Raw genomic sequence first — 14923 nt, forward strand, 5'->3', positions numbered from 1 at the left:
TTGGAACGCCCTGTTCCGGCGCGCCTGGACACGAAAATCCGCATGCGCTGCAAAAGAACAGACATGCGGATGTAGAAAGCGTTCATCTTCCGGAAAGCTCCGGAAAAGTCCGCCCGGATTATTTCTGCTCCGCAGCGGGTTCGATGCGGACGGGGCTCTGAATATCAAACAGGCTCTTGCGCAGCAGGTAGCCTCCGCGCTGGAGGACAAACGCGCTGGACGGGAACTTTTCCGCCAATTCACGGTAAAAGGCTCCCGCGGCGGCATTGTCCTTCTTCGCCCGGGCAATGTCCCCCAGGCACATAGTGGCAAAACCGGAAAAAGTGGGATCCCCCGCGTCCACCACGGAACGGAACAGGCCATCCGCCTCATCCGCCTTCCCACGGTTCATCAGGCGGCATGCCAGGGTAACGGAAGCCTGCGCCTTCCATTCCTCCGTGGGAGCGGAATCAATAAAAGCTTTCATCCTGGCTACGCCTTCATCCTCCTTGCCGGCGTTCCACAGAGCGACCGCCTGAAGATAGGTGGCGGTGACGGCGGCGCGGGAATCGTCAAAATCCGCCACCACCTGCTGAAGCCCCTGTTCATTCAGGGAGATTTCCCCGGTGGCGGGGGATTCCGGCATGGCGGCCACCAGCGCGGCGCCTGCCTTTCTTTCCATGGAATCCTGCATGCCGTTGTAAATGATCCATCCGGCGGCTCCGAGAACGCACAGCAACACGACCAGCGCAACCTTTCCGTAGTGTTCATCCAAAAACTGTTCATGCTTGGCCGGACCGACGGAGATTTCCGCAAACGCGCTTCCGTCGCCCATCGGCATGTTGTCCATGGCCCGTTTAATATCCTTGATATCCATAATATGTTGAAGAGGTTTCTATCGTGTTGTCCCGGTCAAATCAATCAGCTTTTTACTTATCTTCGCCATGTTCCAGAAGCTGGAGGGAATCCTTCAGGCCCAGGTTCCTGTAGATCTGCCGCGTGGCGCGGCTCTGGTTGAGCGTATAAAAATGAATGCCGTCCACGCCGGAATCCAGCAGCTCCGCACATTGGCTGGAGGCGTACTGGATGCCTACCTCCTGAACGGCGTCCGGATTGGAGCCGGCGCGTTTCAGCGCCTTGAGCAGCCGGGCCGGAAAACACGTGCCCCCGGAAAGTTCCGCCATGCGGTTCATGCCGGACAGGCTGGTTACGGGCATGATTCCGGCCAGAATGGGCACCTTGATGCCGGCCAGCAGGCAGCGTTCCCGGTAATCCAGAAAAGAATGGTTGTCAAAAAACAACTGGGTGCAGATATAATCCGCGCCGGCATCCACCTTCGCTTTCAGAAAATCCATCTCGCGCAGGCGGTTGGGCGTGGACGGATGGCCTTCAGGGAAGCCGGCCACGCCTATGGCGAACCCGTCCGGGTCCGGATGGCGTCCGGATTCGTTATATTCACGAATAAAAGCCACCAGTTCCGCCGCATGGCGGAAGGCATCCGCATCACGGTTGTAATTTTCCGTGCCGCGCGGGGGATCTCCCCGCAGGGCCAGAACGGCCCGCACCCCTGCCTGGGCGTACTGGTCCAGAATGCTCCATACTTCCTCCCGGCTATGGCCTACGCAAGTAAGGTGGGGCACCGTGGGAATGCGGGATTCATGCTGGATGCGCAGCACCACCTCCCGGGTAAGCTCACGGGTGGAGCCGCCCGCGCCGTACGTCACGCTGACAAAACTGGGATGGTACGGTTCCAGTTCACGGATGGTCTGGTACAGGGCCGCCGCAGCCTGCTCGTTCTTGGGCGGGAAAAATTCAAAGGACAGACTGGGGCCTGCGCCCGACTGCAATCTTTCTCTCAGATGCACTTTTTCTTTATTTGGCTTGGCTCTATCCGGACCCGCATTACGGCTCCATGGGAATCATCACCGGCTGGGGAGCCGCCGCAGGAGCGGGAGCGGCAGACGGGGCCGCGCCGGGCTCGCCTTCTCCCATCATGTTTTCCTGCCAGCTTGCGGGCGGGACAATCACTTCATCCCCCGGCTTGATGGGCTCCTTGTCATTGTTGTCAAAAAGCGTGTTGCGCTTCACGTAGGACTGGAACACCTTCCCGTCCGGGTCAACTCCGTCGATAATCAGGGAGACAAAGATGCTTCCGCGCCTGCGGATGCCCAGTTCCTGCCCCACTTTCAGGTCAGGCTGGCCGATGGACTGGAACAGGACAAGATTGGCGTCACGGTAGTATTCCGTCACGCGTCCCACCTGTTCGGCGTCCTTGATCTCATTGAGCCATTGCAGGCGGGGGTCTCCCTTTTCAATGCTCCGGCGTTCCAGCAGGGCGCGTTCCTCCTCCGCCATGGCGTGGCGCTTCTTCAAATCTTCATTCTCCTTCTTCATCCGTTCCAGCTCGGCCGTGGCATGGGCCAGCTCCTCGCTCACCACCGGATCCGCCACGACTACCGGCTGAACGGCGGTGCCGGGCGTCTGCGTGGGCATGGGAAGGTAAGGAGAGGGATTGACGGCTACCGGAGCGGGCACGGGGGCTATCTGCTGCTGTTGAATCACATCCATCCTTGAGGAAATGTTCACATAGATCATTCCCAGAACGGCCAGCACCACCACCAGGAACACCAGAATAAGGATGCGGAAATTGCTCATGTCGTCAAATGGTAGAGGGATTATTGAATAAAATTAGTAGGAATAGTTGAGATAGAACTGGAATTGTCCTCCGCGGTCGATGGCGTTGTTCTTCTGAATCGGAATGGCATAGTCCACCGCCAGAGGACCGATGGGCAGGTTCAGGCGCAGGCCGATCCCGTAGTCGGAAACGATCTTGGATGCGCTGAAGTCAAAGGCGTCCCCGTTGACGAAGCCGATGTCGTAGAACACGGCGACGCGCACTTCTTCAATCACCGGAATGGAATATTCAAACTGGCAGAAGAAGGAGGAACGGCCGCCCATCGTTTCATCACCGCTCAAAGCCGGATTGTACGGAGCCACGTCCCGGAAGCGGAAGCCGCGCATGTTGTACGGGCCGCCGAGGTAGAGGCGTTCAAAAATGGGTACGTCATGGTCGCCGTAGGAATCCACGGTGGCCGCACCGGCATTGATGCTGAAAATGGTGTCTCCGCGCAAGTTCCAGTAATAAGAGCCGTTGATGCCGAAGTTGTAAGTCTTCACATCGCCGCCCAGGCCGGAATAACCGGCCAGCACTTCAAACTTGCCGCCCTTGCGGGGGAAGATTTGCGCGTCACGGGTATCAATGGTGTAGGAAAGTTCCACGTGGCTGCGCAGGTAATCGCCGTCCTGCAGCCAGAAGAAGATGGGGGCGTTACCCTTGGCGTCAATCTGGTACTGTTCCAGGCGGTATTCCAGCTTCACGTAATCCAGTTCCCCGATCGGCTTGCGCAGGGAAACGGCAAAGCCGTAGTTCTGCTGGTCGTAATAGTCGGAGAAGTACGTGGAATTGCTGTAGAAGATTTCCGTGCCGAAGGCCAGCTTGCGGTGCAGGAACCACGGGTCCACCCAGGAGATGCTGGCATCCTGCGTTTCAAAACCCACGCGGGTATTGATGGCGAAGCGCTGGCCGCCGCCCACGAAGGAGGACCAGTCATACATGTCGAAGTTGGACTGGGTGATGCCCGCGAAGAGGTACACGCTTTCAATGGAGGAGAACGCCACGCCAATGTTCAGGGAACCGGTGCGTTTTTCCGCCACTTCAATGTTGATGTCACGGTAGCCGGGCCGCGTGGAACCCACCTGGGCCACGTCCACCATGTCAAAATAGTTCAGGTTCTGGAGACGCTTCTGGGCGGTATCCAGGTCCACGGAATTCATGGGGTCGTTGGACTGGAGGGGAAGTTCCTGGCGGATGACGTAATCCTTGGTGCGGTTGTTCCCGGTCAGGCGGATGTTGCCTACGCGGTAGGGGCTGCCTTCCGTCACATGGTAAACGATGTTGATCTGCCCGTAGCCGGTCCTGGGATCAATGCCCACTTCCTGGATGTCCGGGCGCACGGCGGCGTCCGCATACCCGCGGGAGCCGTAATAACGGCGAATCATCGTCACGTCGTCGGCCACCTTCTGGGCGGAATAGGTATCCCCGTTGTACATGCTCAAGCCGGGAATCAGCTCCTGGGCCGTAAACACCTTGGTGGGGCCGAAGGCGACCTGGTTGACCTTGTAGCGCCGCCCTTCGGTAAGCGTGATCCTCATCGTCAGCTTCTGCTCGTTGCCCTTGCCGGCGTCAAAGTATTCCACCTTGTCCAGCTTGACGCGCAGGTAACCCTTGTTGCGGTAATAAGTCACCAGTTCCGCCAGATCGTCCTCCAATTGCTCGCGGTCAATGCGGCCGGACTTGGTAATCCAGGTCAGCCAGCCCTTCTCCTTGGTCTTCATCACCTGGCGGAGGTCCTTGGCGCTGATGTGGTCGTTGCCTACAAAATCGATGTTGATGATATTGGCCTTCTTGCCTTCATTGATGTCAAAAACCACGTCCACAAAGCCGGGGCGCTCCGTCTTCTGGTAAAAATAGGAAACGCGCACATCCGGATACCGGGCTTCCTGATAATAGGTGCGCAGCTTGGAGATGGCGCTGCTGAGGGCCTTGTCGCTGAGGGCTTCCCCTCCCTTCAAGCCGCATTCCTCGGAAAGGTCCCGGTTGTCGAACGCGGTGTTGCCGCGGAAGCCCACGCCGCCCAGCAGGTTCTGGGCCGCCATTTCAAACACCACGGTCACGCCGTCGCCGGAAGGTTCCACAGCCACCGTCGTATTGCCGCCTACCAGGCCGCTTTCCAGCAGCCGTTCCAAGTCCTTGTTCACCACTTCCGGGGAATAATTGGTGCCCGGCTGGGTAGCCAGCAGGTTTTTCAGGCGGTCTTCGGACACGGTCTTGCCGGTGCTTCTATAACGCACGGAGACGCTTTTCACGGGACGCCCCTCATACGCCTGGTCACCGGGCAGAAGCCCCGTTTCCGGACCGAGTTCCCGCACCACCTGTTCCGGGGTCATTACGGAACCGTAGCCGCCTCTGTTAAGGGAAGTCTTATCCTGGGCCAAAGCAGCCGAACATGCTATCAGGGGAAAGGAAACACACAAAAAAACGGGACGAATCATGAGAGCTGAACTTAATGCTTGGGATATAAAGGACTTTTCCGTCCGCATAGTCAAGACGTGATTCCGCGTAGAACGCAGTTGCCCTGCATTTCTTACGTTGCGCGCGCATGTGCGCCTGAGAAAGGCAATTGTGTCATTCCCGTGCAATAGCTTGCACTCCAGATACCCGCTCATTACATTTATTGCCGCTCGTGTTTTGACCGCTGCCGCCATACCGGAGCCGAGACAGAACCACTTTCAATTAACACTGACCGTATTATTTATGGAAATCAACGTTGATATTCAACCGGACTGCACAGCCACGCTGAAAGCTTCCATCCCCGCAGAAACCACGGCCGCGCGCCGCGCCTCTATTGTGGATTCCTACGCCGGCAAAGCCAAGCTGCCCGGCTTCCGCCCCGGCAAAACGCCCAAGTCCATCATTGAAAAACGTTTCAAGAAGGAAATTGAAGAAGAACTGCTGGACACTCTTTTTGAAACGGCCTGCTCCGCCGCTCTGGAAGAAAATCCCAAATTGAAAGTGCTCAACTTCGGCAAGCCGGAACAATCCCTCGACGACCAGGGAAATTACACCGCCACCAGCGCGATGACCGTGGTTCCCGAATTCGAACTGCCGGAATACAAGGGCATCGAAGTCAAGGTCCCCTCCTCCGAAGTGACGGAAGCGGACGTGGAGGAAGCCCTGAACTCCCTGGCCGAACAGATTGCGGAATTTACCCCCGTGGACCGCGCCGCGAAGAAGGATGACGTGGCGATCATTGATTTCAAGACCACCCTGGACGGCAAGCCCGTAGCGGAAGCCGCGGGCAAGCCCGTAGGCTTCCTGGAAGGCCGCGACGGCCAGTGGATGAAAGTGGAGGAAGACCAGTTCCTGCCCGGCTTCGCCTCCGCCTTGGAAGGCTTGAAGGCCGGCGACAGCAAGGATATCACCGTCACCATTCCGGATACCTTCCCGATGGCGGAACTGCGCGGCAAGGAACTCGTGTTCCACACCACCGTGAAGGAAGTGCGTGAAAAGCAGCTCCCGGCCATGGATGACGCCTTTGCGGAAAAGGTGCTTCCCGGCAAGAACCTGGAAGAACTGAAAACCGCCCTGAAGGAAAACCTGGCCCAGCGCAAGACCATGCAGATTGACGAAGCCAAGGCCGACCAGATCACGGAAAAGCTGGCGGACATGCTTGACTTCAACCTGCCGGAAGCCGTCGTGGAACGCGAAGTGTACGGTATCCTCCAGCAGAAGATGCAGCAGGCCATGTACAGCGGGAACGCCCCGGCGGACATGGACAAGTTTGTGGAGGAAGCCCGCGAAGAAGCCAGAAAGGAAGCCAAGCGCAACCTCAAGGTCTTCTTCATGCTCCAGGAAGTGGCCCAGGTGGAAAAAATCGCCGTCACGGAAATGGAACTCTACAATGAAGTGGCCCGCCAGGCCCGCCAGCAGAAAAAGAACCTCAAGTCCTACATCCGCGAACTTCAGCGCGAAGGCCGCGTGCATGGCATCAGAATGAGCCTGCTGACAGCCAAGGTTCTGGACTTCCTGACAAAAGAGGCCAAAGTAACGGTAGACGAGCAATAACCCTCCTCTGCACAAGACACCTTACCAGGGGGAGTTGGCGCGCACATGCCCGACTCCCCCGTTTTGCATCCTGCAGACGGGTAGCATACATTAAATAAAACAACATCCCATCTTCAACAAACATGTTTCAAGACCAATCTTCCAAATCAGGCCCCATGAACGCCTACTACGTCCCCATGGTGGTGGAGCAGGACGGCCGCGGCGAACGAGCCTTTGACATTTACTCCCGCCTCCTGAAGGACCGCGTCATCTTCATCGGTTCCGCCATTGACGACGATGTGGCGAACTCCGTGATTGCCCAGCTTCTGTTCCTCCAGATGGCCGACCCGAAAAAAGACATCCACGTGTACATCAACTCCCCCGGCGGCTCCGTCACCGCGGGCCTGGCGATTTACGACACGATGCAGTTCGTCTCCTGTGACGTGAACACGTACTGCCTGGGCATCGCCGCCTCCATGGGGTCCGTCCTTCTGGCGGCGGGCACGCCCGGCAAGCGCTTCTGCCTGCCGAACTCCCATGTGATGATCCACCAGGTTTCCGGCGGCGCCCAGGGCACCGCCTCCGACGTGGAACGCACCATCGGCTTCATGTTCAACCTCAAGAAGCGCCTCAACGGCATTCTGGCCAAGCACACCGGCAAAACGGAAAAGCAGATTGAAAAGGACGCCGACCGCGACAACTACATGACCGCTGAGGAAGCCGCGGCCTACGGCCTGGTGGACAAGGTGCTGACGCATCATTCCGACGGACGGGACGACAAGAAAAAGGCCAAGGCCTGACCCCTGCCTCCCCCATTTCTCTCTCCCTGAAAAACCATGTCCGGTTCCAACCCTCATATTCCTGCCTGTTCCTGCTGCGGCAAGCCCGGGAACAAGGTGGACAAGCTCATCCAGATAGCGGAAGACTTCTATATCTGCAACAATTGCGTTGAAATTTGCGTCAACATGATTGTGAAGGATACCGGCCTTCCGCTGGCGACCCGCTTCATCCGCGGCATTCTGAGCATGGAGCCCTCCGCCTATGCCATGTGCCAGGCGGAGGCCCGCAAGGCCGCTGCCGCGGATATGCTCAAGGAAACGCCGGGCGCCCCGGCCTCCTACGAAGGACCGCTGCCCACGCCGGAAGAAATGTGCGCCACGCTCAACCAGTACGTCATTGGCCAGGATTACGCCAAAAAAGTGCTCTCCGTAGCCGTGTACAACCACTACATGCGCCTGCGCCAGAGCGCCGTGATGCTGGAGGACGAATCCCTGGACGACGTGGAAATTGAAAAATCCAACATACTGCTGGCCGGCCCTACCGGCTCCGGAAAAACCCTGCTGGCGAAAACGCTGGCGAAAATGCTCAACGTCCCCTTCTGCATTGTGGACGCCACCACGCTGACGGAAGCCGGCTACGTGGGGGAAGACGTGGAAAACATCATCCTGCGCCTTCTCCAGGCCGCGAACTTTGACGTAGCCAAGGCGGAACAGGGCATCATCTATGTGGATGAAATCGACAAGATCGGCCGCAAGACCCAGAACGTCTCCGTCACGCGGGACGTCTCCGGGGAAGGCGTGCAGCAGGCCCTGCTGAAAATCATTGAAGGCACCATCTGCAACGTTCCGCCCACCGGGGGCCGCAAACACCCGCAGCAGGAATACATCCGCGTCAACACGGAAAAAATCCTCTTCATCGTGGGCGGGGCCTTCGTCGGACTGGAAGACATCATCCGCAAACGCCTCGGCGCCACCCAGATGGGGTTCGGAGCCATCACGGAACAGCGCGACCGCAAGGAATACTCGGAAGAGGAAGTGCTGGCCCAGGCGATGCCGGAAGACCTCTTCTCCTTCGGCATGATTCCGGAGCTCGTAGGACGCCTGCCCATCTTCTGCCCGCTCTCCAAGCTGGATGAAGGCCAGCTCGTCCGCCTGCTCACGGAACCTAAAAATGCCCTGGTCAAGCAATACTCCAAACTGCTCGCCATGTACGGCGCCAGGCTGGATGTGCAGCCGGACGCCCTGAAAGCCATGGCCGCGGAAGCCATGGAACGCGGCACGGGAGCCCGCGCCCTGCGTTCCATCTTTGAAACCCTCATGCTGGACGTCATGTACAAGGTGCCCAGCATGGAAGACGCGGACTCCGTCACCATCACCAGGGAAACGGTTACCGACAAAAAACCGGCGCAAATCCGCCAGGCCTCCTAACTCCCCCGCTTCTCCGCCATGCCGGAATCCCTCACCGTTCTGGGAATAGAATCCTCCTGTGATGAAACGGCGGTCGCCATCCTGCGTTCCGCCGGGGAGGGAAAAGCGCCGGAAATACTCTCCTCCATCATCTCCTCCCAGATCGCCATCCACCGCCGGCACGGCGGCGTGGTGCCGGAGCTGGCCTCCCGCAACCACTCGGCGGACCTTCCCGGAGTCATCCGGGCCGCGTGCCGTGAAGCCGGCGTGACCCCGGCGGACATCGATGTCTTCGGCGCCACGGGCGGCCCCGGCCTGGTAGCCGCCCTGCTGGTAGGCAACAGCACGGCCAAGGCGCTGGCGCTGGCGACGGGAAAGCCCTTCGTCTCCGTCAACCATCTGGAAGGCCATTTGCTCTCCCCCTTCCTTAAACGTCCCGGAGGCCCCGTTCCCCATCTGGGCATGGTCGTCTCCGGCGGCCATACCCTCTTTGTGGATGTGCGCGGCGTGGGGGACTACCGCCTCCTGGGCCGTTCCCTGGACGACGCCGCAGGGGAAGCCTTTGACAAGGTGGGAAAAATGCTCGGCCTCCCCTACCCCGGCGGCCCGGAAATCGACCGCATGGCGGCGCACGGCGACCCGCAGGCCTTCTCCTTCCCCCGCGCCCTGATGAAGGAGCACACGGCCAATGTCTCCTTCTCCGGCCTGAAAACGGCCGTTCTCTACACCCTCCCCAGGCTGACGGCAAGCGGCGACCCTCACGACCTGCCGGAACAGACCCTGCGCGATCTCTGCGCCTCCTTCCAGCGTGCCGTGACGGACGTACTGATTCACAAGGCGCTGCATGCCCTGCGCGTTTCCGGCCACCGCACCCTTTCCGTTTCCGGCGGCGTCTCCTGCAACGGGGAACTGCGCTCCCGCCTGAAAGCCGCCTGCAACCGTGAAAAAGTGGAACTGGTCCTGCCGGACTTTGACCTGACGACGGACAACGCCGCCATGATCGCCTATGTCACCTGCCTCAAAGCCCGCAGGGGACTGTTCCACTCTCTGGATGAAGACGTTGACCCCAATCTCAAATTGACGGAGGATCTGAACAGATCCAAATATTCAACGCATTCCTGATAAAGATATTACACATGAACACCCCGTATTTGCGGCATAATGATAAAAAAATGTTCATGTTTTCATTGACATCCCGTATTTAAAAACGTAACATAGCGTCCGCTTTTCGTCAGGCAACACGGGAGGATGCTATTTATCCGCTAGAACCGCAGGTTTGGGCGGATTTACAACTCTCTAAGAGCAGCGAAAGGCGGAAGAAGTCTATGCTTCTGTAGCTCAGGGGTAGAGCGCATCCTTGGTAAGGATGAGGTCGCGGGTTCAATTCCCGCCAGAAGCTCCATCTTCAAGCTAGACCCATAGCAGCCCAAACCTAAACAAAACATTATGGCTAAAGAGCAATTCCAGCGCAACAAGCCCCACGTGAACGTGGGCACCATCGGTCACGTTGACCACGGCAAAACCTCCCTTACCGCCGCCATTACTTCAGTGCTCGCTAAGAAGGGTTTCGCCGAAGCACGCGGCTATGACCAGATCGACGCCGCTCCCGAAGAACGCGAACGCGGCATTACCATCTCCACGGCCCACGTTGAATACGAAACGGAAAACCGTCACTATGCCCACGTTGACTGCCCCGGACACGCCGACTATGTGAAGAACATGATCACCGGCGCTGCCCAGATGGACGGCGCCATCCTTGTGGTTGCCGCTTCCGACGGCCCGATGCCGCAGACCCGCGAACACATCCTCCTTGCCCGCCAGGTGGGCGTCCCCGCCATCGTCGTTTACATGAACAAGTGCGACCTGGTTGACGACCCCGACCTGATCGAACTCGTGGAAATGGAAATCCGCGAACTTCTCAACGAATACGAATTCCCGGGCGACGACACCCCCATCATCAAGGGTTCCGCCGTTAAGGCTCTGGAAGGCGACGCCGCCGCTGAAGACTCCATCATGGAACTCATGGCTGCCGTTGACTCCTACATCCCGCAGCCCGAACGCCCCGTGGACCAGCCCTTCCTCATGCCCGTGGAAGACGTGTTCTCCATCTCCGGCCGCGGCACCGTGGCTACCGGCCGTATCGAACGCGGCATCGTCAAGAAGATGGAAGAAGTCGAAATCATCGGCATCAAGGACACCCAGAAGACCGCCGTTACGGACATCGAAATGTTCCGCAAGCTGCTTGACGAAGGCCAGGCCGGTGACAACGTTGGCCTGCTCCTCCGCGGCCTGAAGAAGGAAGACATCGAACGCGGCCAGGTGATCATCAAGCCCGGCACCGTGAAGCCCCACAAGAACTTCAAGGCTGAAGTTTACGTCCTGACCAAGGAAGAAGGCGGCCGTCACACCCCGTTCTTCAACAACTACCGCCCGCAGTTCTACTTCCGCACGACGGACGTGACCGGCTGCTGCACCCTTCCCGAAGGCGTGGAAATGGTGATGCCCGGCGACAACGTCAACCTGGAAGTCCAGCTCATCACTCCGATCGCCATGGAAAAAGCCATGCGATTCGCTATCCGCGAAGGCGGCCGCACCGTGGGTGCCGGTCGTATCAGCGAAATCCTTGACTAAGTTCCCCTGGAACTTGTAGAGGAATCTACATAGGTTTAATGAGGGGGCCTCCCCGCAGGCCCCCTCATTTCCCACGAAAGAAGAGACACCAACAGGTCAGTAGTTCAATTGGTAGAGCGTTGGTCTCCAAAACCAAAAGTTGGGGGTTCGAGTCCCTCCTGACCTGCCACTTCTTTCCAAATACATCACCCCACCTTGAAGCATGTTTCGCAAGATTTCTCAATTCATCGCCGAAGTTAAGGGCGAACTTAAGAAGACCACCTGGCCCTGGGAAAGCGATCCCAAGGTGAAAGGTTTTAAAAAATTCCGCGAACTCTGGGGTTCCACTCTCGTCGTACTGATTGCCATGGTCTTCCTTGGCGCGTTTGTTGCATCGTTCGACATCTTCCTTCACAGCGTGGTCAACTACCTCATCCAGTTGGCAATCTAGTTTTACTCCCACTTTCTTTCTCCGATCATGCCCAGTACCCCAGAGCCTCACGAACAATGGTATGTTCTTCACGTCCTCTCCGGACAGGAAAACAGCGTTCGTGACCGCATTATCCGCAAGGCGAAGGACGCCGAACTTTCCGACTTCATCTACCGGGTGGAAGTCCCCACGGAACTCATCTCCGAAGTGCGCAACGGCAAAAAGACGGAACGCCACAGCAAGCTTTTTCCCGGGTACGTCTATGCCAACATGTACCTGCTGGAAGCGGACGGCACCCTGAACAAGGACCTCTGGTACTTCATCCAGCAGATTGACGGCGTCATCAGCATCGCTGGTTCCCGCAACGCTCCCCTGCCCATGCGCAAGCGCGAGGTGGAGGATCTTCTGCCCCTGCTGGACGCGGAAGCCGTCGCCGCCCGTCCCAAGGTGGAATTCGCCGTCGGCGATCCTGTGCGCGTCTGCGAAGGCCCGTTCCAGAGCCAGGAAGGCACCATCGAAGAAATCGACCCTGAAAAAGGCAAACTGCGCGTCAGCGTCTCCATCTTTGGCCGCGCCACTCCGGTGGACCTGGAATACTGGCAGGTGGAAAAAGCCTGAGCCCCATTCGCCGGCAGGCAGCAAGCTTCTCCCGTTCATTTTCTCCGCTAACAAAGCAAAACCATGGCAAAAGAAATAACCAAAATCATCAAGCTCCAGATCAATGCCGGAGCCGCTAACCCCTCCCCGCCCGTGGGTCCGGCACTTGGTCAGGCCGGTGTAAACATCATGGCATTCTGCAAGGAGTTCAACGCCGCCACGCAAAAGCAGGCCGGCGACCTCCTGCCGACCGTCATCACCGTTTACAAGGACAAATCATTCTCTTTCATCACCAAGCAGCCCCCGGGCAGCCTGCTTCTCAAGAAGGCCGCCGGCATCGCCTCCGGCTCCGGCGAACCGAACAAAAAGAAGGTCGCCACTCTTTCCAAGGCCAAGCTGATGGAAGTCGTCAACACCAAACTCCCGGACCTCAACACGAAAGACCCCGAACGCGCCGCCCGCATCCTTGCCGGCCAGGCCCGCCAGATGGGCATTGAAGTTGAAGGTATGTAACACTCACCGCAGGAGGATTAACCAATCCGAACGCACTGCCAAATACACACATGTCTACCAAACGCAGCAAGCGATATCAAGAAGCAGCCAAGCTTGTTACCCCTAACAAGAACTACAGCATCACGGAAGCCGTGGAAACCATGAAATCTTTCCCGGCCCCGAAATTTGACCCGACTGTCACCGTTTCCTTCCACCTGACCGTGGACCCCCGCAAATCCGACCAGATGGTCCGCGGCAGCGTCTCCCTGCCCAACGGCACGGGTAAGAACGTCCGCGTCCTCGTCTTCGCCCAGGGTGATGCCGCCAAGGCCGCCCAGGAAGCCGGAGCCGAATTCGTGGGTTTTGAAGACCTCATCAAGAAGGTCCAGGAAGGATTCGTCGACTTTGACACGGCCATTGCCACCCCCGACGCCATGACGGAGGTTCGCAAGGTTGCCCGTGTGCTGGGTCCGCGCGGCCTGATGCCCAACCCGAAAACCGGCACCGTTACGGATGATACGGCCAAGGCCGTGAAGGAAGTGAAGGCCGGCCGCGTTGACTACAAGGTTGACAAGAACGCCAACATCTCCGCCGCTGTAGGCAAGCTGTCCTTCTCCAACGAAGGCATCACTGAAAACATCGTTGCTCTGATTGATTCCGTCGTCAAGGCCCGCCCGGCTTCCGCCAAGGGCGCCTACATCGAATCCGTCACCGTTTCATGCGCCATGTGCCCCGGTCTGCCGGTTGACACCGCTTCCATCGCCAAACTGTAACCCGAACCGATTTAGCACACCATGAATCCTGACAAGCGTATCATCATTGACGACCTGACCGCCCGCGTCAACGCCTCCCCGTTCCTGATCGTCGTGGACTACACCTCGATCACCGTGCCTGAGTTCACCAACCTGCGTTCCGCCCTGGCCGCCTGCGGCGCCCAGTGCCACGTAGCCAAGAACAACTTCATGCGTACGGCCCTGACGGATGCAGGCCTTCCCGACATCGGGGAACACCTCGTCGGCCAGACCGCCTTCGTGACCGGCGCGTCCGACGTGGCCGCCGCCGCCAAGGCCATCAATACCTTTGCGAAGGCCTCCAAGAAGGCCGAATACAAGGTGGCGATCCTGGACGGAGCCATCCTCTCCGCGGACGACATCCGCGCCATCGGTGAACTGCCTCCCCGCGACCAGCTGCTTGCCAAGCTCCTTGGCACCATCAACGCGGCCGGCTCCGCTCTTGCCCGAGTTCTTCAGGCATATGTGGACAAAGAAAACGGCGGCAGCGAAGAACCCGCCGCCTAATACTAACCCCTTGACCGGACGGCCCGGTTGCACTCTAGCCAAATGTGTGAAAACCGGGCCCGACTCTCCTACAGGTTCCTTGTCGGAACTCCAGCCGGAGAACTGAAATGCCAAGTTGGCTCTTGGCGCGACTCGAAACCAAACTAGAAAACAATACAATGGCTGATATTAACAAAATCGCTGAAGAACTCGGTACCCTCACCATCCTGGAAGCTGCCGACCTCGTCAAGCTTCTGGAAGAAAAGTGGGGCGTTTCCGCCGCTGCTCCCGTAGCCGCCGCTGCCGCTGCCGCTCCTGCCGAAGCTGAAGAAGAAAAGACCGAATTCAACGTCGTCCTGACGGAAGCCGGCGCCAACAAGATCGCCGTGATTAAGGCCGTCCGCGAAGTGAAGACCGGTCTCGGCCTGGTGGACGCCAAGAAACTGGTTGAAGGCACCCCCGCCGTCATCCTGGAAGCCGTCTCCAAGGACGAAGCTAACGCCGCCAAAGCCAAGCTGGAAGAAGCTGGCGCCAAGGTGGACGTCAAGTAAGCTTTTTACTTCCCGCGCAACAGGAGAAGACCCGTTTTTCTCCTGTTGCGCTTCCTCGTCTTCACATCCCGCGTGACCGACTAGAGGCTTTTTACCCGTCAAAACGCTTCCAGTCGGTTCCGTCTCCCAAGGAAGGA

15 protein-coding genes and 2 tRNA genes are annotated in these 14923 nt (G+C 58.4%); 13 read left to right on the forward strand and 4 right to left on the reverse strand.

Going from position 1 to position 14923, the window contains the following annotated elements; genetic code table 11:
* Positions 1–118 precede the first annotated feature (118 nt).
* The 4 genes from P8A25_RS11650 to bamA are packed head-to-tail and all read right to left on the reverse strand — an operon-like array spanning position 119 to position 4986.
* Positions 119–856: a tetratricopeptide repeat protein gene (locus P8A25_RS11650; protein ID WP_022396939.1), complete on the reverse strand. Its 738-nt coding sequence runs from the start codon at positions 854–856 to the stop codon at positions 119–121.
* Positions 857–908: 52 nt separating this feature from the next.
* The gene (gene metF / locus P8A25_RS11655; RefSeq protein WP_022396940.1) at positions 909–1844 is read right to left on the reverse strand and encodes a methylenetetrahydrofolate reductase [NAD(P)H]; all 936 of its coding nucleotides are present in this window, start codon (positions 1842–1844) and stop codon (positions 909–911) included.
* A gap of 37 nt (positions 1845–1881) precedes the next feature.
* Positions 1882–2634: a hypothetical protein gene (locus P8A25_RS11660; RefSeq protein WP_215442365.1), complete on the reverse strand. Its 753-nt coding sequence runs from the start codon at positions 2632–2634 to the stop codon at positions 1882–1884.
* A 33-nt stretch (positions 2635–2667) separates the two neighbouring features.
* Entirely contained in the window at positions 2668–4986 is a 2319-nt protein-coding gene (gene bamA, locus P8A25_RS11665) for an outer membrane protein assembly factor BamA (RefSeq protein WP_180971103.1), read from the reverse strand.
* Positions 4987–5353: 367 nt separating this feature from the next.
* On the opposite strand from bamA, the gene tig reads away from it, so the two are divergent.
* The 13 genes from tig to rplL all read left to right on the forward strand — a co-directional run bounded on the left by tig (position 5354) and on the right by rplL (position 14786).
* The gene (gene tig, locus P8A25_RS11670) at positions 5354–6664 is read left to right on the forward strand and encodes a trigger factor (RefSeq protein WP_102721186.1); all 1311 of its coding nucleotides are present in this window, start codon (positions 5354–5356) and stop codon (positions 6662–6664) included.
* A gap of 122 nt (positions 6665–6786) precedes the next feature.
* On the forward strand, positions 6787–7443 hold the full coding sequence (locus P8A25_RS11675) for an ATP-dependent Clp protease proteolytic subunit (protein WP_102721185.1): 657 nt from the start codon (positions 6787–6789) through the stop codon (positions 7441–7443).
* A 36-nt stretch (positions 7444–7479) separates the two neighbouring features.
* The gene (gene clpX / locus P8A25_RS11680) at positions 7480–8850 is read left to right on the forward strand and encodes an ATP-dependent Clp protease ATP-binding subunit ClpX (RefSeq protein WP_102721184.1); all 1371 of its coding nucleotides are present in this window, start codon (positions 7480–7482) and stop codon (positions 8848–8850) included.
* A gap of 18 nt (positions 8851–8868) precedes the next feature.
* On the forward strand, positions 8869–9951 hold the full coding sequence (gene tsaD, locus P8A25_RS11685; RefSeq protein WP_404838706.1) for a tRNA (adenosine(37)-N6)-threonylcarbamoyltransferase complex transferase subunit TsaD: 1083 nt from the start codon (positions 8869–8871) through the stop codon (positions 9949–9951).
* 205 nt (positions 9952–10156) lie between these two features.
* Positions 10157–10231: transfer RNA gene (locus tag P8A25_RS11690), tRNA-Thr, on the forward strand.
* A gap of 44 nt (positions 10232–10275) precedes the next feature.
* A complete protein-coding gene (gene tuf / locus P8A25_RS11695) occupies positions 10276–11460 on the forward strand; it encodes an elongation factor Tu (protein ID WP_022396947.1) in 1185 nt (394 codons plus the stop codon).
* Between the two features lie 93 nt (positions 11461–11553).
* A tRNA-Trp gene (locus P8A25_RS11700) sits at positions 11554–11629 on the forward strand.
* A 33-nt stretch (positions 11630–11662) separates the two neighbouring features.
* Entirely contained in the window at positions 11663–11890 is a 228-nt protein-coding gene (locus P8A25_RS11705) for a preprotein translocase subunit SecE (protein WP_012420088.1), read from the forward strand.
* A gap of 27 nt (positions 11891–11917) precedes the next feature.
* The gene (nusG, locus tag P8A25_RS11710; RefSeq protein WP_012420087.1) at positions 11918–12487 is read left to right on the forward strand and encodes a transcription termination/antitermination protein NusG; all 570 of its coding nucleotides are present in this window, start codon (positions 11918–11920) and stop codon (positions 12485–12487) included.
* A gap of 63 nt (positions 12488–12550) precedes the next feature.
* Positions 12551–12979, forward strand: coding sequence for a 50S ribosomal protein L11 (gene rplK, locus P8A25_RS11715; protein WP_022396948.1), 429 nt, complete (start codon positions 12551–12553; stop codon positions 12977–12979).
* A 50-nt stretch (positions 12980–13029) separates the two neighbouring features.
* Positions 13030–13731, forward strand: a complete 702-nt coding sequence (gene rplA, locus P8A25_RS11720; protein WP_022396949.1) for a 50S ribosomal protein L1 — start codon at positions 13030–13032, stop codon at positions 13729–13731.
* Positions 13732–13752: 21 nt separating this feature from the next.
* Entirely contained in the window at positions 13753–14256 is a 504-nt protein-coding gene (gene rplJ, locus P8A25_RS11725; protein WP_022396950.1) for a 50S ribosomal protein L10, read from the forward strand.
* A 158-nt stretch (positions 14257–14414) separates the two neighbouring features.
* Entirely contained in the window at positions 14415–14786 is a 372-nt protein-coding gene (gene rplL / locus P8A25_RS11730) for a 50S ribosomal protein L7/L12 (RefSeq protein WP_022396951.1), read from the forward strand.
* The last annotated feature ends 137 nt before the right edge of the window (positions 14787–14923 follow it).

Origin of the sequence: Akkermansia sp. BCRC 18949 (assembly GCF_045011645.1) — a bacterium.
Taxonomy (GTDB): Bacteria; Verrucomicrobiota; Verrucomicrobiia; order Verrucomicrobiales; family Akkermansiaceae; genus Akkermansia; species Akkermansia massiliensis.